Genomic DNA, 26166 nt, shown 5'->3' with positions numbered 1-26166 from the left:
GTGTCGGCCCGGGCCAGGCTGATGCAGGCGTTGCCTGAGGGCGGTCTGATGCTCGCGGTCGAGGGCACCGAGGATGAGATCACGCTGCATCTCACCGGTGAGGTGTCCATCGCGGCGGTCAACGGGCCCTCCTCCATCGTGCTCTCGGGGACCGAGGAGGCCGTTCTCGCGGTCGCCGCTGCTCTGCCGGATCGCCGTACGACGCGGCTGCGCGTCTCGCACGCCTTCCATTCGCCGCTGATGGAGCCGATGCTGGCGGACTTCGCGCATGCCTTGTCCGGCATCTCCTTCCACCCGCCGCGCATCCCGCTCGTCTCCAACCTGACCGGCACCCTCGCCACCTCCGACGACCTGTGCGACCCCGCCTACTGGGTCCGTCACGTCCGCGAGAGCGTCCGTTTCGCCGACGGCATCCACACCCTCACCGAGCACGGCGTCACCCGCTTCCTGGAACTCGGCCCGGACGGCACCCTCACCGCCCTGATCGAGCAGACGGCACCCGAAGACGCCGTCGTCGCCCCGCTCCTGCGTAAGAACCGCCCCGAAGAGACCGCCGCCCTCACCGCCCTGGCCCGCCTGTTCACCCACGGCGTGACCGTCGACTGGCCGTCCCTCTTCACCGGTACCGGCGCCCGCCTCACCGACGCCCCCACCTACCCCTTCCAACGCGGGCACTACTGGCCCGCCGTCACCGCCTCCCTCCAGGACGCCGTGGCACTGGGTCTGGAACCCGTCGGGCACCCCCTGCTCGGCGCGGTCGTGCCGTTGGTGGAGTCCGACGGGGTGGTTCTCGCCGGACGCCTCTCGGCAGGTACGCAGACCTGGCTCGCCGACCACGAAGTGCACGGCAACGATGTGCTGCCGGCAACCGCCTTCCTGGACCTGGTGCTGCGCGCGGGTGACGAGGTCGGATGCGGTCGCGTCGACGAACTGTCCCTCGGTATGCCCTTGATCCTGGGCCCGCGTGAGGCCGTTCGGATTCAGATCGCCGTGGGTGCCCCGGACGAGGACGGCCGTCGTTCCGTCGGCGTCCACTCCCGCCGCGACACGGCCGACGAGGACCTGGCCTGGACCCAGCACGCCTCCGGCACGCTGGCCCCGCAGGAGGCCGTCCCGCAGACACTCGACGTGACGGCGTGGCCGCCCGCAGAAGCGCGGCCGCTGGATCTCGACGGGTTCTACGAGGCGCGGGCCGAGGACGGGTTCGCGTACGGGCCGGTGTTCCGAGGACTGCGCGCCGTATGGCGCCGTGACGATGAGGTGTTCGTCGAGGCCGAGTTGCCCGAGCACGTTCCGACCGGCGGATTCGGGCTGCACCCGGCTCTCCTGGACGCCGTGCTGCACGCCGCGGCCTTCACGGGAGGGGAGGCCGCGGAGGCGGGCGGCCTGCTCCCGTTCGCCTGGGAAGGCGCGTCCCTGCACGCGACCGGCGCCTCCACGGTGCGGGCCAAACTCGTCGGCACCGGCACCGGCGGCATCGCCGTGACCGTGGCTGACGAGGACGGCAACCCGGTCGCGTCGGTGAGCCGTCTGGTCGTTCGTCCGGCCGACGACCGTCTCTCGGCGGGCCGGACGAGCAGCGACATCTATCGGATCGCGTGGACACAGGTTTCCGTGACGGAGCCCTACGGCGGTCCTCTCGCCGTCGTGGGCGGCGAGGAAGCCACTCGGCTCGCCGAGGCGTCGGACGTCACCGCGTACGCCGATCTCGCCTCCGTCCCCGATTCCTTCCACGGCGCCGTCCTCGCCCTCGTCGCGGCCGACATCACCACCGACGACGAAGTCGTCACGGCCATGCACGACGCAACGGGTCGCGTACTGAGGCTCGTTCAGGAGTGGCTCGAACAAGAGCGGCACCCCTACGCCCGCCTCGTAGTGACCACCACAGGCATGTCCGGACCGGCCCTCGGCGCCGTACGAGGACTGCTGCGCACGGTGCAGAACGAACACCCCGGGCGCGTCGGCCTGTTGTCCTGGCCCGCCGGGGACGCGCTCGACACGGACCTGCTACGCCGGGCGCTGGCCCTCGACGAGCCCGAAACAGCCGTATCCGAAGGCCGATCGGAGGCCCCACGGGTCGTTCGGGCCACCGGGCCCACCGACGTGGCCGGCCCTTGGACGGAGGCCGGTCCGGTCCTGGTGACCGGCGGTACCGGAGGGCTTGGCGCGGTCCTTGCCCGGCATCTTGTGCGAACTCACGGCGTACGCGAGCTGGTGCTGCTGTCGCGGCGCGGCCCGGACGCGCCGGGAGCGGTCGAACTCATTGCTGAGCTGGAGGAGTTGGGGGCGGGCCGGGTCGAGGCAGTGGCCTGTGATGTCGCCGACCGTGACGCGCTGGCCGATGCCCTGGCCGGGCGGCGGATCTCGGCCGTCGTTCATGCCGCGGGCGCACTCGACGACGGACTCGTCGGCGGCCTGACCCCCGAGCGACTGCACGCCGTACTCGCCCCCAAAGCCGACGCGGCCTGGTACCTGCACGAACTCCTTCCCGACGTCCGGGCCTTCGTCCTCGTCTCATCGGCCGCCGGTACCTTCGGTGGCACCGGACAGGCCAACTACGCCGCCGCCAACGCCTTCCTGGACGCCCTCGCCGAGCACCGCCGCACCCTCGGCCTTCCCGCCACGTCCCTCGTGTGGGGGCCGTGGGACCTCGACGGCACCGGCATGACGGGCGACCTCGCCCCCGCCGAACGCGAACGCCTCGCCCGTACCGGCTTTCCCGCCGTGACCCGCGAGCAAGGTCTCACGCTCTTCGACGCCGCCATGGCCCACGACGAGGCCGTCGTCCTTCCCATCCCGATCGACCTGCGCACGATCCGCGACCGCGGTGACGTACCCGCCATGCTGCGCGGGTTGGTGCGGTCGCGTCGTCGGGTGGTCTCGGCGGGCGGCCTGCTCCAACGGCTCACCGGTCTGGACGAGGTGGAGCGGCGTGAGGTGCTGCTGGACCTGGTGCGGGGGCAGGTGGCGCTGGTCCTGGGGCACGAGAGCCCGGCCGGCATGGACGACTCCCGATCCTTCCGCGACCTGGGCTTCGACTCACTGCTCGCCGTCGAACTGCGCAACGGATTGCAGTCGGTGACAGGGCTGCGGCTGCCCGCGACGCTGGTGTTCGACTATCCGACCGTGAGCGCTCTCGCCGGGTTCCTGCTGGACGAGGCGCTCGGGTCGCGTGCGGCGGCCCCGGTGGCGTCGGCCGTGGCGGTGGCCGACGACCCGGTGGTGGTCGTGGGCATGGCCTGCAGGTTCCCGGGCGATGTGTCGTCGCCGGAGGATCTGTGGCGGCTGGTGTCCCAGGGCGGTGACGCGGTGTCCGGCTTCCCGGAGGACCGTGGCTGGGACCTGGAGCGGCTCTACCACCCCGACCCTGAGCACACGGGCACCTCGTCCGCCCGTGAAGGCGGTTTCCTCACCGATGTCGGCGGGTTCGATCCCGAGTTCTTCGGGATGAGTCCGCGGGAGGCGTTGGCGACGGATGCGCAGCAGCGGTTGCTGCTGGAGTCCGCGTGGGAGGCGATCGAGCGGGCGGGTATCGATCCGACGTCGCTGCGGGGCAGCCAGACCGGCGTCTTCGCAGGTGTCATGTACAACGACTACGCCAACCTGCTGGTCGGCCCCGAATTCGAGGGCTTCCGGGGCAACGCCAGCTCCCCGAGCGTCGTCTCCGGCCGCGTCGCGTACAGCCTCGGCCTGGAAGGGCCATCCGTCTCGATTGATACGGCGTGTTCGTCGTCGTTGGTGGCGGTGCATCTGGCGGCGCAGGCGTTGCGGTCGGGTGAGTGTTCGTTGGCGTTGGCCGGTGGTGTGACGGTGATGTCGACGCCGACGACGTTTGTGGAGTTCTCGCGGCAGGGTGGGCTGGCGCCGGATGGGCGGTGCAAGGCGTTTGCCGACTCCGCGGATGGGGTGGGCTGGGCTGAGGGCGTGGGCGTACTGCTGCTGGAGCGGCAGTCGGACGCGGTGCGTAAGGGTCACCGGATTCTCGCTGTGGTGCGCGGTAGTGCGGTGAATCAGGACGGTGCGTCGAACGGGCTGACGGCTCCTAACGGTCCGTCGCAGCAGCGGGTGATCCGGCAGGCGCTGGCGGCTTCCGGGCTGACTGCCCGGGACGTCGATGTGGTGGAGGCGCACGGCACCGGTACGACTCTCGGTGATCCGATCGAGGCGCAGGCTCTGCTGGCCACGTACGGGCGGGATCGTGAACGGTCGCTGCTGCTGGGTTCGGTGAAGTCCAATCTCGGTCACACCCAGGCCGCCGCCGGTGCCGCCGGTCTGATCAAGTCGATCCTGGCGATGAGGCACGGCACTGTCGCACCGACCCTGCATGTGGATGCTCCTTCCTCGCACGTGGACTGGTCGGCGGGCGCGGTGGAGCTCGTCCGGGAGCAGGTGGAGTGGCCGCGGACCGGGCAGCCGCGTCGCGTCGGCGTGTCCTCCTTCGGCCTCAGTGGCACCAACGCCCACGTCATCCTGGAGGAGTGGCGGGACGCCGGGAGCGAGCCCGCGACCCACGTGCCGGCTCCGTCCGTGGTGCCGTTGGTGGTGTCGGCTCGGTCCGAGCAGGCGCTGGATGCGCAGATCGAGCAACTGCAGGCGGGCGAACCGTCGGCGGATGTCGCATACACGCTGGCCACCGGTCGTGCGTGCTTCCCGCATCGGGCGGTGCTGCTGGGGTCCGCGGAGGGCGTCACCGAAGTCGCCAGGGGAGTGGCGGCTGAGGGGCCGTCGGCGTTCGTGTTCTCGGGTCAGGGAGCTCAACGCCTCGGCATGGGGCGGGAGTTGTATGCCCGTTTCCCGGTGTTCGCTCAGGCGCTGGACGAGGCTCTGGCCGAACTGGATCCCGCCTTGCGTGAGGTGATCTGGGGCCAGGACGAGGAGGCTCTCAACCGTACGGAGTTCACTCAGCCCGCGCTCTTCGCGATCGAGGTGGCTCTGTATCGGCTGGTGACGTCCCTCGGTGTCACCCCGAAGTACCTGACCGGTCATTCCGTTGGTGAAATCGCCGCCGCGCATGTCGCCGGTGTGCTGTCCCTGACGGACGCAGCGGCGTTGGTGTCGGCGCGGGCGCGGTTGATGCAGGCATTGCCCGAGGGCGGGCTGATGCTCGCGGTCGAGGCCACCGAGGATCAGATCACGCCGCATCTCACCGACGAGGTGAGCGTCGCGGCGGTCAACGGGCCGTCCTCCGTGGTGCTCTCGGGGACCGAGGAGGCCGTTCTCGCGGTCGCCGCCGCCCTGCCCGGCCGCCGCACAAGCCGCCTGCGTGTCTCGCACGCGTTCCACTCCCCGCTGATGGACCCGATGCTGGCCGACTTCGCACAGGCCCTGTCCGGCATCACCTTCAACCCCCCGCGAATCCCGCTCGTCTCCAACCTCACCGGCGCCTTCGTCGCGCCGGACACGGTGGACTACTGGGTCCGCCACGTCCGCGAAACGGTCCGCTTCGCCGACGGCATCCGCACCCTCGTCGACCACGGCGTCACCCGTTTCCTGGAGATCGGCCCGGACGGCACCCTCACTGCCCTGATCGAGCAAACCGCGCCCGAGGACACCGCCGTCGTCACCTCGGTCCTGCGCAAGAACCGCCCCGAAGAGATCACCGCGCTCACAGCCCTGGCCCGCCTCTTCACCCACGGCGTCACCGTCGACTGGCCGTCCCTCTTCTCCGGCACCGGCGCCCGTCTCACCGACGCCCCCACCTACCCCTTCCAACGCCTGCACTACTGGCCCGAGTCCGGAGCAGCGGCCACTCTCGGGCGCCTCACCCATCCCGCCGAGGCGGAGTTCTGGGCGGCCGTGGATGACGCGGACGTGAACGGTCTCGCGGCGCAACTCCGTGTGGACGCCGAGGCGTTGAACGGCGTGGTGCCCGCGCTGTCCGCCTGGCGTGGCCGTCGGCGGATGCGTTCGGCCGTGGACGCGCTGCGGTTCCGGGAGACGTGGCAGGCGCTCGGGGACGCGGTCGCGGTCGGAGTGCGTGACGGTGGGCCTTGGCTGGCCGTCGTACCGGAGGGATGCGGCGAGGGCGCCTGGGTGCGGTCCGTCGTGGCGGCGCTCGGGGCACAGACCGTGCTCATCGAGGTCGCGGCGGGCTGCGACCGGGACGACCTCGCGCGGCGGGTGCGGGAGACCGTGGCCGGGCTCGACGACGGCGCCGTCTTCGCCGGAGTGGTGTCGCTGCTCGCCGCCGCCACCGATGTACGGGACTCCGGAGTCCCGGTGTCGGTGACCGGTACCGCCACCCTCGTGCAGGCCCTGGAGGAGGCCGGGGTCGACGCCCCTGTGTGGGCGGTGACGTGCGGTGCGGTGAGCGTGCCGGCCGCGAACGACGCCGCAGGTGGACTGCCGGAGCCGGCTGCCGCCGCGGTGTGGGGCCTCGGGCGGGTCGTCGCGCTGGAGCATCCCGAGCGGTGGGGCGGGCTCGTCGATCTGCCGGAAGAGCCGAGCGAGCAGCTGCTGGGCCGGTTCCTGAGCGTGCTCGCGCGCACCGACGGCGAGGACCAGGTCGCCGTACGGGAGTCGGGGACGTACGGGCGACGGCTCGTCGCCGCGCCGGTCGATGAGCAGCCCACCGACGACCACCCCGTGGCCTGGCAGCCCTCCGGCACCGTCCTCGTGACCGGTGGCACCGGCGCGCTCGGCGCCCATGTCGCGCGGTGGCTCGCCCGGAACGGGGCCGAGCGGCTGGTGCTGGTGAGCAGGCGTGGCCCGCAGGCGCCCGATGCCGCCGCGCTGGAGGAGGAGCTGACGGCGCTCGGCGTCGGTGTCACCGTCGCCGCCTGCGACATCGCCGACCGGGCGAAGGTCGCCGAGGTGCTGGCCGCGATCCCGGACGAGGCGCCGCTCACCGCCGTCGTACACACGGCCGGTGTCCTGGACGACGGGGTGCTGCTCAGCCTGGCGCCGGAACGGTTCGACCCGGTGTTCCGGGCCAAGGTGACCGCCGCCGAGGTCCTCGACGAGCTGACCCGGGACCGGGACCTGGACGCCTTCGTGCTGTTCTCGTCCCTCGCCGGGGCCGTAGGCAACCCCGGTCAGGCCAACTACGCCGCCGCGAACGCCGCGTTGGACGCGCTGGCCCGCCGGCGAGTCGCCGCCGGGCTGCCCGCCACCTCCCTCGCCTGGGGCGCCTGGAGCGGGGCCGGCATGGCCGCCGAGGGGCGCCTCGGACGGCACGCCTCCGGAACCGCCCTGCAACCGGCGCTCGCCCTCGCGGCCATGGCCGAGCTCATAGCCGAGAGCCAACCCGGCACCGTCATCGCCGACCTCGCCGACGCCCAGCTGCTGGACGGCATGTTCGCGCTGCGGCACACCGCGTCCCTCACGACGCTCCCCGGGGCCCGGCAGATCGCGGCCGCCGTGCAGCAGTCGCGGCAGGAACGTGCCGGTGCCGCCGCCGAGTTGCGTACGCGGCTGTTGGCGGCCCGTGAGGACGACCGGTTGCCGTTCGTTCTCGACGTGGTCCGTACGCATGCGGCGGCCGTTCTCGGGCATCCGGGCCCGGACGCCGTCAAGCCGGAACGGGCCTTCCAGGAGCACGGGTTCGACTCCCTCATGGCCGTCGAGCTGCGCAAGCGGCTCACCGTGGCCGTCGGTATGGCGTTGCCGGCCACCATGGTCTTCGACCATCCGACGCCGCTGGCGCTGGCCCGGCATCTGCTGGGTGAGGTGCTCGCCGAGGGCGACTCGGCCGATGTCGTCGCCACCGCCGCCGACGTGTCCGACGAACCGATCGCGATCATCGGCATGAGCTGCCGCTTCCCCGGTGGCGTCGACTCTCCGGAGGCCTTCTGGGAGCTGATCGCCTCCGGTACGGATGGGATCGGGGACTTCCCGGCCGATCGTGGGTGGGACGTCTCGGGGCTGTACGACCCGGACGCCGACCGCAGCGGGACGACGTACTCCACGCAGGGCGGATTCCTGGACGGGGCGGGCGAGTTCGACCCGTCCTTCTTCGGGATCTCGCCGCGCGAGGCGCTGGTGATGGACCCGCAGCAGCGGTTGCTGCTGGAGACCGCCTGGGAAGCCGTCGAGCGGGCCGGCATCGATCCGGGCACGCTGCGCGCCAGCCGCACAGGGGCGTTCATCGGCTCCAGCTACCAGGACTACGGGCGTGGTGCCGGAGAGGGCACCGAGGGCCACATGGTCACCGGGTCCAGCCCGAGTGTGCTGTCGGGGCGGCTGTCGTACGTCCTCGGGCTCGAAGGGCCCGCCGTCACCGTCGACACCGCCTGCTCCTCCTCCCTGGTCGCCCTGCATCTGGCCTGCCAGTCGCTGCGGGGCGGCGAGAGCACGCTCGCGCTGGCCGGTGGTGCGACGGTCATGACGACGCCGGACTCGTTCGTGGCGTTCAGCAGGCAGCGGGCGCTCGCCGCCGACGGACGCTGCAAGGCGTTCGGGGACGGCGCCGACGGCATGACCCTCGGCGAGGGTGTCGGGCTGCTGCTCGTGGAGCGGCTCTCCGACGCCGTGCGCAACGGGCACCCCGTGCTCGCCGTGATCCGCGGCTCCGCCGTCAACCAGGACGGCGCCTCCAACGGCCTGACCGCGCCCAACGGCCCCTCCCAGCAGCGCGTCATCCGGCAGGCCCTCGCCAACGCCCATGTCACCCCCGGTGACATCGACGCCGTGGAGGCGCACGGCACCGGAACCGCGCTCGGCGACCCCATCGAGGCGCAGGCGCTGGTCGCCACGTACGGCAGCGACCGGGACCCGGAGCGGCCGGTGTGGCTCGGCTCGGTGAAGTCCAACATCGGGCACGCCCAGTCCGCCGCCGGTGTCGCCGGCGTCATCAAGATGGTGCTGGCGCTGCGGCACGGCGTCCTGCCGCCCACCCTGCACGTCGACACGCCGTCCCGGCACATCGACTGGTCCTCCGGGGTGCTCCGGCTGCTCGACGACGAGCGGCCGTGGCCCGCGACCGGGCGTCCGCGCCGGTGCGCCGTGTCCTCCTTCGGTATCAGCGGCACCAACGCGCACGCCGTACTGGAGGAGGCGCCGACTCAGGAGCCCGCACCCGCCGACGAGTTGAGCACCGTCCCCGCCGACAGGTCGAGCACCGCGTCCCCGGTGACGGGCGCCCTGCCCTGGCTGCTGTCCGCCCGTGCCCGCGCCGCCCTGCGGGACCAGGCCACCGCCCTTGCCACGCATGCCACGGCACGGCCCGCCGACGACCCCGCCGACACCGGCCACGCCCTCGTCACCACCCGCTCCCTGCTCGACCACCGAGCGGTCGCCCTCGGCACGTCCGCCGCCGAACTCGCTGCCGCGCTGGACGCGTTCGCCGGTCAGGAGCCCACCGCGCCCGTCGTGCACGGCGAGGCCGACGTCGACGGCCGTACCGTGTTCGTCTTCCCCGGCCAGGGCACCCAGTGGGACGGCATGGGCGCGCGCCTGCTGGACCTGTCACCCGTGTTCGCCGAGCGCATCACCGCCTGCGCCCTCGCCCTCGACCCGTTCGTCGACTGGTCGCTGACCGGCGTACTGCGCCAGGAGCCCGGCGCGCCCGGACTCGACCGGGTGGACGTCGTCCAGCCCGTCACCTGGGCCGTGATGGTGTCCCTGGCCGCCGTGTGGGAGGCCTACGGCGTCCGCGCCGACGCGGTGATCGGCCACTCGCAGGGCGAGATCGCCGCGGCCGTCGTCGCGGGCGCGCTGTCCCTGGAGGACGGCGCCCGCGTCGTGGCGCTGCGCAGCCAGGCCATCGGCCGTACCCTCGCCGGACGCGGCGGCATGATGTCGGTGCCGCTCCCCGTCGCCGAGGCCACCGCCCGACTGGAGCCGTGGGAGGACAGGCTGACCGTCGCCGCCGTCAACGGGCCCGGCTCGGTCGTGGTCTGCGGCGACCCCGAGGCACTGGACGCCCTGCACGACGCGCTCACCGCCGACGGCGTCCGGGCCCGCAGGATCCCGGTGGACTACGCCTCGCACTCCGCGCACGTGAGCGACCTGCACGACGAACTCCTCGACGTGCTCGCCCCGGTCCGGCCGAGTGAACCGCGTATTCCGATGCTGTCCACGGTCACCGGCGAGTGGCTCGGCGACCCGGCGGCCGACGGTGGCACGGACGCCGCGTACTGGTACCGCAACCTGCGGCAGACGGTCCGCTTCGGCCCCGCCGTGGAACACCTCCTCGCCACCCAGCACCGGGCGTTCATCGAGATCAGCGCCCACCCGGTGCTCACCCTGGGCATCCAGGGCGCGGTCGAGGAGACCGGCGTCGCGGCGTACGTCGGTGGCACGCTGCGGCGCGGCGAGGACGACGCGCGACGCGTACTGGCCTCGCTCGCGGAGGCGTTCGTGCGCGGCGTGCACGTCGACTGGACCGCCGCGTACCGCGGCGGTGCCCGGCGCCGGGTGGACCTGCCCACCTACCGCTTCCAGCAGCAGCGGCTCTGGGTGCCGCCCGTGACCCCCGGGGCGGGCCAGGGCGCTGCCGGCACGGAGGACGCGGCCTTCTGGAACGCCGTGGAGGAGTCCGACCTGCCGGGGCTGGCCCGCGACCTCGATGTCGCCGAGGACGCGCTGGCCGCCGTACTGCCCGGCCTCACCGCCTGGCGCAGGCGCCGCAGCGAGCAGTCCACGCTGGACGACTGGCGGTACAGGGTGCGCTGGGTGCCGCTGTCCGTGCCGAGCGGTACGGCCACCGGGCGGTGGCTCGTCGTCACCGCCGACGGCGCCGACGGCGCCGACGGCACGGATGTCGCGGACGCGCTCGCCGCGCACGGAGCCGAACCCGTGCGGCTCGTGCTCGACGACACCCACCTCGACCGCGAGGCGGTCGCCGCGCTGCTGCGGGACGCGGGCCTGGCGGCCGACGGCGATACGACGCCTGTCGCGGGCATCGTCTCGCTGCTCGCCGCCGCCGAGCAGGACTGCCCGGGCCACCCCGGCGCCGCCCTCGGCACCGCGCTCAACGTCGTCCTCGTCCAGGCGCTCGGCGACCTCGACGCGGAGTGCCCGCTCTGGCTGCTGACCCGGGGCGCCGCCGCCACCGGGCGCGCCGACCGGGTCACCCGGGCCGTGCAGGCGCAGTCGGCGGGCATCGGCTGGACCGCGGCGCTGGAGCACCCCCGCTTCTGGGGCGGCACCGTCGACCTGCCCGAGACCCTCGACGAGCGGGCCGCACGCAGGCTCGCCGCCCTCCTCGCGGGCGGCGCGCACAGCGCCGAGGACCAACTCGCGCTGCGCGCCTCCGGCGTCTTCGCCCGCCGCGTCGTACGCGACCGCACCGGCGACCGCCCGGCGAACGGCGGCTGGACCCCGTGCGGCACCGTCCTCGTCACCGGCGGCACCGGCACCCTCGGCCCCCACGTGGCCCGCTGGCTGTCCGCCCAGGGCGCCGAGCGCATCGTGCTGGTCAGCCGGCGCGGCCCCGAGGCGCCCGGCGCCACCGAACTCGTCGCCGAACTGGCCGAGTCGGGCACCGAGGTCACCGCCGCGGCCTGCGACATCACCGACCGAGCCGCCCTCGGCGCGCTCCTGGACCAGCTGCGCGCCGACGGGCACACCCTGCGCACGGTGATCCACGCCGCCGCCGTCATCGAGCTGCACACCCTCGCCGGCACCGACCTCGCCGCCGTCTCCCGCGTCCTGCACGCCAAGGTCGACGGCGCCCGCAACCTCGACGCGCTCCTCGCCGACGACGACCTCGACGCGTTCGTGCTGTTCTCCTCGGTCGCCGGACTGTGGGGCAGTGGGCAGCACGCCGCGTACGTCGCCGGCAATGCCCACCTGGGCGCGATCGCCGCCGAGCGCCGCGCCCGGGGCCTGAGGGCCACCTCCGTCCACTGGGGCATCTGGGCCAACGAACTCGGCGTCGGCCGCGTCGCCCCCGACCAGGTGCGCCGCACGGGCCTGGTGTTCATGAACGCCGATCTCGCACTCGCCGGGATGCGCCGCGCCCTGGACGACGACGAGGCGGTCCTCGCCGTCGCCGACGTCGACTGGGATCGCTACTACCCCGTCTTCACCTCCGTCCGCGAGACCCGGCTGTTCGACGAAGTGCCCGAGACCCGGCGGGCCGTCGAGACAGTCGAGCGGCAACAGACCTCCGCCGACGGCGAGTTCGCCGCCCGGCTGGCCGCGCTGCCGGCCGCCGAACGCGACCGGCTGCTGCTCGACACCGTGTGCGGACAGGCCGCCGCCGCCCTCGGCCTCTCCGGGGCCGACGACCTGGCCGAGCGGCGTGCCTTCCGCGACGCCGGGTTCGATTCGATCACCGCCGTCGACCTGCGCAACCGGATCGCCTCGGCCACCGGGCTCACCCTGCCCGCCACCCTCGTCTTCGACCACCCGACACCCGCGGCGCTCGCCGCGCACCTGCGCACTCTCCTCGACGACACCGGCACCGCAACGGCCGGTCCCGCCGCGCCCGTCGCCGTCACCGCCGACGAACCGATCGCCGTCATCGGCATGAGCTGCCGCTACCCCGGCGGCGTCGACTCGCCCGAGGCGCTGTGGGACCTCGTCATGTCCGGCACCGACGCCATCAGCGGCTTCCCCGCCGACCGCGGCTGGCCCGCCGAGGAGTTGTACGACCCCGACCCGGACACCCCCGGCCGCACCTACGCAGTCCAGGGCGGATTCCTGCGCGACGCCGCCGACTTCGACCCGGTGTTCTTCGGCATCTCGCCCCGCGAGGCCCTCACCATGGACCCGCAGCAGCGACTGCTCCTCGAGACGTCCTGGGAGGCGTTCGAGCGGGCCGGGATCGTGCCCGAGCGGATCCGCGGCAGCCGTACCGGCGCGTTCATCGGCGCCAGCTACCACGACTACCCGGCCGCCCACGGCGAGGGCGCCGACGGGCACGCCGTGACCGGCTCGCTCACCAGCGTCCTGTCCGGTCGCATCGCCTACCTGCTCGGCCTGGAGGGCCCGGCCGTCACCCTCGACACCGCCTGCTCCTCCTCCCTCACCGCCCTGCATCTGGCCTGCCAGTCGCTGCGGGGCGGTGAGAGCGACCTCGCCCTCGCGGGCGGCGTCAGCCTCATGGCCACCCCGAACACCTTCATCGGCTTCAGCGGCCAGCGCGCCCTCGCCCCCGACGGCCGCTGCAAGGCGTACGGCGACGGCGCCGACGGCATGGCGCTCGCCGAGGGCGCGGGCATGGTCCTCGTCGAACGGCTCTCCGACGCCGTACGCAACGGGCATCCCGTGCTCGCCGTCGTCCGTGGTTCCGCCGTCAACCAGGACGGCGCCTCCAACGGCCTCACCGCGCCCAACGGGCCGGCTCAGCAGCGCGTCATCCGCGCCGCCCTGGCCGGTGCCCGCCTGGAGCCGGGCGACGTGGACGCCGTGGAGGGCCACGGCACCGGCACCGCCCTCGGCGACCCGATCGAGGCGCAGGCACTGCTCGCCACGTACGGGCAGGACCGCGAACACCCGCTGCTGCTCGGCTCGGTGAAGTCCAACATCGGGCACACCCAGGCCGCCTCCGGTATCGCCGGAGTCATCAAGATGGTCACGGCGCTGCGGCACGGTGCGCTGCCGCCGACGCTGCACGCCGAAACGCCGTCCTCGCATGTCGATTGGCCGGCGGGTGAGGTGCGGCTGCTGACCGAGGCCACCGAGTGGCCGCAGACGGGGCGGCCGCGACGGGCCGCCGTGTCCTCCTTCGGGATCAGCGGGACCAACGTGCACACCGTCCTCGAACAGGCCCCCGAGCCGGTCCGGCAAGGCGACACACCCCAGGTCGAACGTCCCGCCACGCCCGAAGACCTGCAGCCCGTCGGCCCGCTTCCGGTCCTGGTCTCCGCCCGCGGTGACGATGCCCTGCGCGCTCAGGCCGCCCGACTGCTCACCTTCGCCGAGGAGCGGCCCGAACTGCCGGTCGCCCGCCTCGCCGCCGCCCTCGCCCTGCACCGCTCGGCCTTCGAACGCCGCGCGGCCGTCGTCGTACACGACCGGGACGAGCTGCTACGGGGCCTGCGCGCCCTGCGCGACGGGCAGCCCGATCCCGCCGTGGTCCGCCCGGCCACGCCCGGCGCCGGACGGGGACGCGTCGCGTTCCTCTTCACCGGGCAGGGGGGCCAGCGCCTCGGCATGGGCCGTGAACTCTACGACCGCCACCCGGTGTTCGCCGACGCGCTCGACGCCGCCCTCGCCCACCTCGACAGCGGACTCGACGTGCCGCTCAGGGACGTGATGTTCGCGCCCGAGGGCACCCCCGAGGCCGCGTTGCTGGACGACACCGGATACACGCAGCCCGCCCTGTTCGCCTTCGAGGTCGCTCTGTTCCGCCTCGTCGAGTCCTGGGGACTCACGCCGGACCACGTCGCCGGGCACTCCGTCGGCGAGATCGCCGCGGCCCACGCGGCCGGCGCGCTCGACCTGGCGGACGCCTGCGCCCTGGTGGCCGCCCGCGCCCGCCTCATGGCGCGGCTGCCCGAGGGCGGCGCGATGGTGTCCGTGACGGCGGCCGAGGACGAGGTGGCCCCGCTGCTCGACGAGCGGGTGGCCGTCGCCGCCGTCAACGGCCCCGCCTCGCTGGTCCTGTCCGGCGACGAGGACGCCGTCGAGGCCGTCGCCGCCACGCTCACCGCACGCGGTCACCGCACCCGTCGCCTCAGCGTCAGCCACGCCTTCCACTCGCCCCGCATGGACGCCGTCCTGGACGAGTTCGCCGAGGCAGCCTCAGGGATCCACCCGGCATCGGCCGTCCTCCCGCTCGTCTCCACCCGCACCGGCGACGTCCTCACCGACGACGAACTCGCCACCCCCGACCACTGGGTGCGGCACCTGCGCGACACCGTGCGGTTCGCAGACGCCGTCACGACCCTCACCGGCCGTGGTGTGCGTACGTTCCTGGAGATCGGCCCGGACGCCGTCCTCAGCGGCATGGCCCGCGCCGTCCTCGACGCCGACCCCGCCACCGGCGAGTCCGCGGCCGTCGTACCGCTGCTGCGCCGCGACCGTGCCGAGGCCGCACAGCTCAGCACCGCGGTCGCGGGCGCCCATGTGCACGGCGTGACCGTGGACTGGGCGGCCTTCCTCGCCGCCGTCGGCGTCCCCGACCACCACCTCGACCTCCCCACCTACGCCTTCCAGCGGCAGCGCTACTGGCCCGAACCCGGCACGTCCGCACCGGCATCGGCCGCCGATCCGGCCGACGCGGCGTTCTGGTCCGCCGTCGAACGCGAGGACACCACCGCCCTCGCCGCACAGCTCGGCCTCGACGCGGACACCGCCGGCTCGCTCGCGCCCGCCCTCGCCGCCTGGCGCCGCCGGCGCCACGACCGTGCGCGTCTCGACACCCTGCGCCACCACGTCGTCTGGCGGCCCGCTCAGCCCGCCACGGCCACCCTCACCGGAACCTGGCTGGCGCTGCTGCCCGAGGACATCGGCGACTCCGAGTGGGCCGAGTACACCCTCGCCGCGCTCGGCACACCCGTCGTCCGTGTCACCGTCACCGGCGACCGCGCGCGGACCACTGCCCAACTCCGTGAACCGGCCGGGCCGTTCACCGGCGTACTGTCCCTGCTCGCACTCGCGGGCGAGGACGCCCCCGCGCTCACCGCCACCGCCTGCCAGGCGCTCGGCGACGCCCACGTCGACGCGCCCCTGTGGTGTGTGACCCGCGGTGCCGTCTCCGTTCTCGGCGCGGGCGAGCCCGTCCGCGACCCGGTCCAGGCCGGGGTGTGGGGACTGGCCCGGGTCGTCGCGCTCGAACACCCCGGACGCCTGGGAGGATCGGTGGACCTGCCCGACCGGGTCGACGCCGCCACCGCGCGCCGGCTGCGGGCCGTCCTCGCGGGCGGCGACACCGAGACCGCCGTACGCGATACCGGCGTCTACGTCCGCAGGCTCGTCCAGGCCCCGCCCCGCGAGACCCCGGCTACCTCGGGCCGTGGTCTCGCCGACCCGCACGGCACGGTCCTCATCACGGGCGGCACCGGAGCCCTCGGCGCCCACGCCGCGCGCCGCCTCGCCCGTGAGGGCGCCGGGCACCTGCTGTTGCTCAGCCGCCGCGGCCCCGACGCCCCCGGCGCCGCCGAGCTGCGCGACGAACTCACCGTCCTCGGCGCCCGGGTCACCCTGGCCGCCTGCGACGCGGCCGACCGCGACCAGCTCGCCGCCGTCCTCGCCGACCTGCCCGCCGGCGCACCCCTGACCGCCGTACTGCACACCGCCGGCGTCGTCGAGGACCGCGTCCTCGACGCCCTCACGCCGGACGACTTCACGGCCGTACTGCGCGCCAAGGTCACCGCCGCGGAGCACCTCGACGCGCTCACCCGCGACCTGCCGCTCACCGCGTTCGTGCTGTACACCTCGACCGCCGGTGTCCTCGGCGCCGCCGGACAGGGCAACTACGCGGCCGCCAACGCCCGGCTCGACGCGCTCGCCGCACGCCGCCGCGCCGACGGTCTGCCCGCCACCGCCATCGCGTGGGGACCCTGGGCCGGATCGGGCATGGCCGCCGGGGAGGACATCGACCGCCGACTGCGCCGCGCCGGACTCACTCCACTCGACCCCGGACTCGGTGTCGACGCCCTGCTGGACGCGGTCGCGCACGGCGACACCGCCGTCACCGTCGCCGACGTCGACTGGCCGCGTCTCGCGGCTCTCCAGCCCGCCTCCGCCGCGCTTCTCACCGAACTCACCGGGCCCGTACCGGCCGACGAAGCGTCGGCGGAGCCGGGCGAGGACGACCTGCGGTCCCGACTGGCCGCACTGCCCCCCGCCGAACGCGGCCGGACCCTGCTCGACCTGCTGCGCACCCGCATCGCCGCCGTCCTGGGCCACACCGACCGGCGGACCGTCGAGGCCGACTGGACCTTCCGCGACCTCGGCTTCGACTCGCTGACCACCCTCGAACTGCGCAACGGCATCGCCGCCGCCAGCGGCCTCACACTGCCCGCCTCCTTGATCTACGACCACCCCACCCCACAGCACCTGGCCGACTTCCTCCTCGGCGAACTCCTCGGCGACACCGGGGAGTCCACGCCCGATGCCGTGGTGCCGCAGACCCGCCCGGTCACCGACGACCCGATCGCCGTCGTCGGCATCGGCTGCCGCTTCCCCGGCGGCGTCACCGGACCCGAAGACCTGTGGCGGCTGCTCGCCGACGGCCGCGACGCCATCGGCGCCTTCCCCGACGACCGGGGCTGGGACCTGGCCGCGCTCGCCGACGGTGCGTCCGCCACCCGCGAGGGCGGATTCCTCGACGGTGTCGCCGACTTCGACGCCGACTTCTTCGGGATCTCCCCGCGCGAGGCCCTCGCCATGGACCCGCAACAGAGACTGCTGCTGGAGACCTCGTGGGAGGCCCTGGAACACGCCGGCATCGACCCGACCGGCCTGCGCGCCACGCCCACCGGCGTGTTCGTCGGCACCAACGGCCAGGACTACGCCACCGTCCTGCGGCGCGGCACCGCCGACGTCCAGGGCTACGCCGCCACCGGGAACACCGCCAGCGTGCTCTCCGGCCGGCTGTCCTACGCCCTCGGCCTCGAAGGCCCGGCCGTCACCGTCGACACCGCCTGCTCCGCCTCGCTCGTCGCCCTGCACTGGGCCGTGCGGGCGCTGCGCGACGGTGACTGCGGCCTCGCCCTGGCGGGCGGTGTGTCGGTGATGTCGGCGCCGGACGCCTTCGTCGAGTTCAGCGCCCAGGGCGGACTCGCCGCCGACGGCCGCTGCAAGGCGTTCTCCGCCACCGCGGACGGCACCTCCTGGTCCGAGGGCGTCGGCGTCCTCGTCCTCGAACGGCTCTCCGACGCCCGCCGGCGCGGACACCACGTGCTCGGCCTGATCCGCGGCTCCGCCGTCAACCAGGACGGCGCCTCCAACGGCCTCACCGCGCCCAACGGCCCCGCCCAGCAGCGCGTCATCCGCCACGCCCTCGCCGACGCCGGACTCCGCCCCGCCGACGTCCAGGCCGTCGAGGCGCACGGTACCGGCACGACGCTCGGCGACCCGATCGAGGCCGAGGCGCTGCTCGCCGCCTACGGACGGGACCGTGAACGGCCCCTGCTGCTCGGCACGGTGAAGTCCAACCTAGGCCACACCCAGGCCGCGGCCGGTGTCGCCGGCGTCATCAAGGTGCTCCTCGCGCTGCGCCACGGCGTCCTGCCGCGCACCCTGCACGCCGAGGAACCCTCCCCGCACATCGGCTGGACGCCGGGCGGCCTCGCCCTGCTCACCGAGGCCACCGAGTGGCCCGCCGGGTACGGCCCGCGCCGCGCCGGTGTCTCCGCGTTCGGCATGAGCGGCACCAACGCGCACGTCATCGTGGAGCAGGCACCCGAGGAGCCGGCCGCGACAGAGCCGACCGGGGACGGCACCGGAACGGGTGCCGAGAGCGATGCCCCGTTGCCGTGGGTCGTCTCCGCGCGCACCGCCGCCGCTCTCGACGCCCAGCTCGACCGGCTGCGGACCGCCGACCTGAACGGGACCGCCGCCGACGTGGCCCTCACCCTGGCCACCGCCCGCGCCGCCCTCCCGCACCGCGCCGTCCTGCTCGCCGGAGCCGACCGCACGACCGAGGTCGCGCGCGGCCGGGCCCGCGGCAGCCGTGGCCCGCTCACCGTCCTGTTCTCCGGCCAGGGCAGCCAGCGCCTCGGCATGGGACGCGAACTCCACGCCCGCTTCCCGGCGTTCGCCGACGCCCTCGACGCCGTCCTGGCCCGGCTCGACCTGGAAGTCGGCCGCCCGCTGCGCCCGCTGATGTGGGGCGACGACGCGGCCGCCCTCGACCGCACCGGCACGGCGCAGCCCGCCCTGTTCGCCGTCGAGGTGGCCCTGTTCCGGCTGCTGGAGTCCTGGGGCGTCACCCCCGAGTACGTCGCGGGACACTCCGTCGGCGAGATCACGGCCGCCCATGTCGCGGGCGTGCTCACCCTCGACGACGCCTGCGCCCTGGTCGCGGCGCGCGCCCGGCTGATGGACGCCCTGCCGCCGGGCGGCGCCATGGCCGCCGTACGCGCGAGCGAGGAGGACGTACGGCCGTTGCTCGGCGGCACCGTCGCCGTCGCCGCCGTCAACGCGCCCGACGCGGTGGTGTTGTCCGGCGAGGAGAGCGAGCTCGACGCGGTCCTCCACCGGCTCGACGCCACCCGGGTCACCCGGCTGCGGGTCAGCCACGCCTTCCACTCGCCGCTCATGGAGCCGATGCTCGACGAGTTCCGGGCCGTGCTCGGCCGTCTCGCCTTCCACCCGCCGACGCTCACCGTCGTCTCCAACCTCACCGGACGCCCGGCCACGGACGGTGAACTGGGCACCCCCGACTACTGGGTGCGGCACGTCCGGGAGACCGTGCGGTTCGCCGACTGCGTAGCCGCGCTGCGGGACGCCGGCGTCGGCGCGTTCGTCGAGGCCGGCCCCGACGCCATGCTGTGCGGCGCCGTACGTTCCCAACTCGACGACACCGTCCCCGTGGTGCCGCTGCTGCGCCGGGACGGTGACGAGGCGACCGCCGCGCTGACCGCCCTCGCCCGGCTGCACGCCGACGGCGTTCCGGTGGACTGGACGGGCTTCTTCGCCGGTAGCGGCGCCCGACTCGTGGATCTGCCCACCTACGCCTTCCAACATCGCCGTTACTGGCCCGAGACCGCGCCCGTGGTCCAGGCCGATCCCGTGGAGGCGGAGTTCTGGCAGGCCGTCGAGGCGTCCGACCCCGAGGCGCTCGCCGCCACCTTGGGCACCGACCTCGGTTCCGAGGCGACGGCCGCCCTGGCGACGTGGCGTCGTAGGCGCCGCGCCCGGGCGGCCGCCGACGGCCTGCTCTACCGCGCCGACTGGGTGCCGGTCTCGCTGCCCGAGGCGTCCGGGACGGGGCGCTGGCTGCTGCTGGCCGGGGACGGGGACGAGGAGTGGGCCAATGCCGCCGTCGCGGCTGTGGGCACCGAGCGCCTCCTGCGGACCGGCCCGGAGACCATGGCGGACGTCACCGTCGAACCGGCCGGTGTGCTGGCCCTGCCCGGCGCGGTGCGCGCCCACGGTCCCGACGAGCTGCTGGCGCAGCTGGAGCGGGCGGGCGTCACGGCACCGCTGTGGTGTGCGACCCACCGGGGCGTGAAGGCCGACGCGGCCGACCCCGCGCCGGATGTGGCGTCCGCCGCGGCTTGGGGCGCCGGACGGGTCACCGCTCTGGAAGCCCCCGGCCGGTGGGGCGGACTGCTCGACCTGGACACCGTTCCCGACGAGCGGCTCGGTGCCCTGCTCACCCTCGCCGACCAGGCATCCGCCGAACGCGAACTGGCCCTGCGCGCCGACGGCCCGCGGGCCCGCCGTATCGTCCGCGCCCGCCCCGCGGCCGGCACCGCCGACTGGGCACCGCGCGGCACCGTGCTCGTCGTCGGCACCGGCCCGATGGGGGTGGCCGTCGCACGCCGGGCCGCCCTCGGCGGCGCCGACCACGTCCTGCTCGCCGGCCGCGCGCCCGCCCCGGACACCGCCGACCGCGTCCTCGCCGGCACCACGGGTGCGGCCCGGCTCACCGTCCACACCTGCGACATCGACGACCGCAGCGCCCTGACCGCACTCCTCGACAGCCCGGACGCCGCCGCGCTCACCGCCGTCGTCCATGCCGAGGAGCCCGCGCAGACGGCCCTGGACGGAGCCCTCGACGACGGGCTCGCCGAACGGCTCGCAGGGGTGCTCGCCCTCGACGACCTCCTCGCCGACCGCGACCTGGACACCTTCGTGCTGTTCGGCTCCCTCGCCGCCACCTGGGGCGCCCGCGGCCGGGCCGCCGAGGCCGCCGCGGGTGCCGCCCTGGAGGCCGTTGCCGAACGCGGCCGGGAGCGCGGCAGGGCCGCCGTGGCCATCGCCTGGAACGCCTGGGCCGGCACCGTCGAACCGTCCCTCGCCGGGCACCTGCGGCTCAGCGGGCTTCCCGCCCTCGACCCGGACACCGCGCTCGCCGCCCTCGACCGGGCCGTCGGCCTCGGACTGCCCGCCGTCACCGCAGCCGACGTCGACTGGACGACGTTCGCCCCCGCGCACACCACGAGCGGCGCCTCCGCCGCCCTGTTCGCCGCCCTGCCCGAGGCCCGCGACGCGCTGGCCGCCGTCACCGGCACGGCACCCGGCGACGACCCGGCAGCCCGCCTGCGCGCCGACCTCCTCGCCCTGCCCGGGACCGAACGCGCCGGCACCCTCCTCGACCTCGTCCGGGAGAAGAGCGCCCTCGTCCTCGGACACGACCACGGCACGGCCGCCATCGATGCCATCGAACCCGACCGGCCCTTCCGCGACCTCGGCTTCGACTCGCTGGCCGCCGTCGACCTGCGCGACCAGCTGGCCCGCGCCACCGGCCTGACGGTGCCCGCCACCGCCGTGTTCGACCATCCCACTCCCGACGAACTCGCCCACCACCTGCTCACCGAGCTCCTCGGTACCACCGGGCAGCCCGAGCGCGAGGTCACCACCGCACCCGTCGCGGCGACCGACGACCCGATCGTCATCGTCGGCATGAGCTGCCGCTACCCCGGCGGCGTCCGGTCCCCGGAAGACCTGTGGGACCTGGTCGTCGCGGGGATCGACGCCACCGGTGACATGCCGCTCGACCGCGGCTGGGACTTCGACCGGCTGCTGTCCGGCGGCCCCGGCGGCAGCATCACCCGGCGCGGTGGATTCCTCGCCGACGCCGCCGATTTCGACCCCGGCTTCTTCGGCATCTCGCCCAACGAGGCCCTCGTGATGGACCCACAGCAGCGGCTCGTCCTGGAGGCCGCCTGGGAGGCGCTGGAGCGGGCTGGCATCGACCCGACGGGGCTGCGCGGCAGCGACGCGGGCGTCTTCGTCGGCGGTACCAGTGGCGACTACCGGCTTCCGGACGACCTCGGCCGCTGGGAGACCGCACAGTCCGGCAGCCTCCTCTCCGGCCGCGTCGCCTACACCCTGGGACTGCAAGGTCCCACGGTCTCCGTCGACACCGCCTGCTCCTCCTCCCTGGTGGCCCTGCACCTCGCCGTGCAGGCGCTGCGCGCGGGGGAGTGCGCCGTCGCCCTGGCCGGTGGCGTGACCGTGATGTCGACACCGGTCGGCTTCGTCGAGTTCACCACGCAGGGCGCGCTGTCCGCCGACGGCCGGTGCAAGGCCTTCTCCGCCGACGCGGACGGCACCGGCTGGGCGGAGGGCGTCGGCATGCTCGTCGTGGAACGGCTCTCGGACGCCCAGCGGCTGGGGCACCCGGTGCTCGCCGTCGTACGCGGCACGGCCATCAACCAGGACGGTGCCTCCAACGGCCTCACCGCGCCCAACGGCCCCGCCCAGCAGCGCGTCATCCGCCGCGCCCTGGCCAACGCCGGACTGACCCCGGCCGACGTGGACGCCGTCGAGGCGCACGGCACCGGCACCGGCCTCGGCGACCCGATCGAGGCGCAGGCCCTGCTCGCCACGTACGGCCAGGACCGTGAACTGCCGCTGCTGCTCGGCTCGGTGAAGACCAACATCGGGCACACCCAGGCCGCCTCGGGTGTCGCGGGCGTGATCAAGACGGTGCAGGCGATGCACAGCGGTCTGCTGCCGCGCACCCTGCACGCCGACACGCCGTCCCCGCACGTCGACTGGGCCTCCGGCGCCGTACGCCTGCTGACCGAGGCCACCGACTGGCCCGACACCGGCCGGCCGCGCCGCGCGGGCGTCTCCTCCTTCGGCGCGAGCGGCACCAACGCCCACGTCGTCCTGGAGCAGGCACCCCCGGCGCCGGCCGATGAGCCCGCGCCGGACGTACGGCACCCGCTGCCCGTCGTGCTCTCCGCCCGCACCCCCGCCGCCCTGCGCGACCAGGCCCGCCGGCTGCTCGACCGGATCACCGCCGACCCGAACCCGGCCGTCGCCGATCTGGCGTACGCGCTGGCCACCGGACGCGCCCTGTTCGAGCACCGTGCCGCCCTCACCGTCACCGGCCACGACGACCTCACGACGGGCCTCGCCGCCCTCGCCGACCCGTCCGGCACGGCCGACGCCCCCGGCGTCCTGCGCGCCGACGCACACCGCCCCGGCCGTGTCGCGTTCCTCTTCCCCGGCCAGGGCAGCCAGCGCCTCGGCATGGGCCGGGAGCTGTACGACGCCCACCCGGCCTTCCACGCCGCGCTGGACGAGGTACTCGGCCACTTCGACCCGGCCGTGCGGGAGGTGGTGTGGGGCGAGGACGAGGCGGCTCTCGCCCGCACCCGTACGGCCCAGCCCGCGCTGTTCGCCGTCGAGGTCGCGCTGTTCCGGCTGCTGGAGCACTGGGGAATCACCCCGGACTACGTCGTCGGCCACTCCGTCGGTGAGATCGCCGCCGCCCATGTCGCGGGCGCCCTCACGCTCGCCGACGCGTGCCGGCTCGTCGCCGCTCGGGCCCGCCTGATGGACGGGCTGCCCGAGGGCGGCGCCATGAGCGCGGTACAGGCCACCGAGGACGAGGTCCGGCCGCTGCTCACCGACCGGGTGTCACTGGCCGCCGTCAACGGCCCCGACGCGGTGGTCGTCTCCGGCGACGAGGACGAAGTGCTGCGCATCGCCGGGCACTTCGCCGGCCTGGGCCGGCGTACCGGCCGCCTCCGCGTCAGCCACGCCTTCCACTCCCCGCACATGGAGCCGATGCTGGACGCCTTCCGCGCCGAGCTCACCGGCCTGACCGTCACGGCGCCCGCGATCCCGGTCGTCTCCAACCTGACCGGGCGTCTCGCCGCCGCCGACGCCGGCTTCGGCTCGCCCGAGTACTGGGTACGGCATGTGCGCGAGGCGGTCCGGTTCGTCGACGGCCTTCGCACTCTGGGGGAGCGCCAGGCGTCCGTGCTGGTGGAGGTCGGACCGGGCGGCGTGCTGCTCGGCATGGCCGCCGCCGGTCCGGCCGCGTCCGCGCTCGCCGTGCCGCTGCTGCGGCGGGACCACAGCGAGGCGCAGTCGCTGACCACCGCCCTGGCCCGGCTGCGGCTCGCCGGTCTCGACGTGGACTGGGAGGCGTACTTCGTCGGCACCGGGGCGCGTCGCGTCGATCTGCCGACGTATCCCTTCCAGCACGAGCGGTTCTGGCCCGAGCACACCGCCCGGCGGGCCGCGCACGGTGCGGACGGCGACTTCTGGACGGCCGTCGAGAAGGAGGACTTCGCCGAGCTCGGCGCCCGCCTCGACGTGGACGACGACGCCTTGGCCAAGGTGCTGCCCGCGCTGCTCGACTGGCGGCGCGGCCGCGACACCGAGAGCCGCATGGACGGCTGGCGGCACCGTGTGGTCTGGCAGCCGCTGTCCGGCCTGACGGCCCGCCGTGTCACCGGCACCTGGCTCGCGGTGCTGCCCGCGTCCGGCGCCGACGACGCCTGGACGGAAACGGTCCTCGACGGGCTCGGCGCGAGCGTCGTGCGGATGCGCGCCGAGACCACGGACCGGGCCGAACTCGCCACCCGGATACGGACGTACGGCAGCGGATTCGCCGGAGTGCTGTCGCTCCTGGCACTGGACGACCGCACCGGCGACGACGAGATGCCCGCCGGAACGGTCGGCACCGCCGCCCTCGTCCAGGCACTCGGCGACGCGGGCCTGACCGCGCCCGTGTGGTGCCTCACGCGCGGCGCGGTGTCGGTCGGCGCGGCGGACGCGGCCCCTGCCCCCGAGCAGGCCGCCGTCTGGGGCCTGGGCCGGGTCGCCGCGCTGGAGTACCCGGACCGCTGGGGCGGCCTCGTCGATCTGCCGGCAGCCGTGCCCGCCGCCCGCGAACTCGGCGTTCTCACCGCCGTCCTCGCCGGGCAGGACGGCGAGGACCAGGTCGCCGTCCGCGGGGGCACCGTCTTCGCGGGCCGTATCGTCCCGGCACCCGGTGACGGCCCTGACGCGGACGCCGCCTGGCAGCCCTCCGGCACCACGCTGATCACCGGCGGCACCGGAGCGCTGGCCGCCCATGTCGCGCGGCGACTCGCCAAGGCCGGTGCCCCGCACCTCGTACTCGCCGGACGCCGTGGACCCGACGCGCCCGGAGCCGCCGCGCTGCGCGAGGAGCTGACCGGCCTCGGCGCCCGCGTCACGCTCGCCGCGTGCGACGTCGCCGACCGCAAACAACTCGGCGAACTGCTCGCCGCGATCCCGGACGACCTGCCGCTGACCGCCGTGGTGCACACCGCCGGCGTGGTCGACGACGGCGTGCTGGACCGGCTCACCCCCGAGCGGTTCGGCACGGTCTTCCGCGCCAAGGCGGCCTCGGCCCTGCTCCTCGACGAACTCACCCGGGACCGCGACCTGGAGGTGTTCGCCCTGTTCTCCTCGGCGACCGCCCTCGTCGGCAACCCCGGCCAGGCCAACTACGCCGCCGCCAACGCCGTCCTGGACGCGCTCGCCGAACGGCGCCGGGCCGAGGGCCTGCCCGCCACATCCATCGCCTGGGGCGTCTGGGGAGGCGGCGGCATGGCCGGGGGCGCCGCCGCCGAGGAGGCCATGCGGCGGGTCGGCATCGCACCCATGGACCCCGAACTCGCCGCCGAGATGCTGTGCCGGCTCGTCGCCGAACCCCACCCGACCGCGCTGGTGGCCGGTCTGGCCACGGACGCGTTCGCCGGACCCGCCGCCGGACGCCCCCGCGCCCTGCTGCGCGGCCTGCCCGGCCACGACCGACCGCAGGGCGCCGCCTCCGAGCAGACCGCCGAACCGGCCGGCGCCCTTCGGGACCGGCTCGCCAAGCTGCCCCCCGCCCGCCGCACCGAAGCCGTCCTGGACCTGGTGCTGGCGCGGGCCGCGGCCGTCCTCGGCCACCGCGACCCGGCCGCCATCGGCGCCGAACGCCTCTTCCGCGACATCGGCGTCGACTCCCTCGGCGCGGTCGAACTGCGCAACCAGCTCACCGCCGCCACCGGCCTGCCCCTCGCCGCCACCCTCGTCTTCGACCACCCCACCCCGCTGGCGCTCGCCCACCACGTGACCGAACGCCTCGCACCCGAGACGCCCACCGCGCCCGCCACGCCCACCTCGCCCGACGAGACCCCCGAAGACGCCCGGATCCGGTCGGCGCTCGCCCAACTGCCCCTGGACCGGCTGCGCGAGACCGGTCTGCTCGACGAACTCCTCGCCCTGGCCACCGACAACGACGCTTCCGAGCCCCCGGCGGCCCCCGAACCCGACGCCGACATCGACGCCATGGCGCTCGACGAGCTCGTGCGCGCCGCACTCCAGGGCCACGGCGCCGGCCCTGACGACCCCACCGACCCCCATGACTCGTACGACCCGACCGACGAGTCCGCCGAGTGA

The 26166-nt window shown here is 74.7% G+C and carries 1 protein-coding gene (only partly in view); it reads left to right on the top strand.

Annotated features, from left to right (window positions below):
- Positions 1-26166: the 3' portion of a type I polyketide synthase gene (locus ACIA8X_RS35715; protein WP_399460040.1), read on the top strand. Its footprint begins 12096 nt before the window's first position; 26166 of the gene's 38262 nt are visible here — the last part of the coding sequence; its start codon lies off the left edge, out of view; the stop codon is at positions 26164-26166.

Source organism: Streptomyces sp. NPDC051738, from assembly GCF_044453205.1.
Lineage (GTDB): Bacteria > Actinomycetota > Actinomycetes > Streptomycetales > Streptomycetaceae > Streptomyces.
The sequence above is the reverse complement of the archived record's forward strand: the minus strand, read 5'-3'. Positions and strand labels throughout refer to the sequence as shown.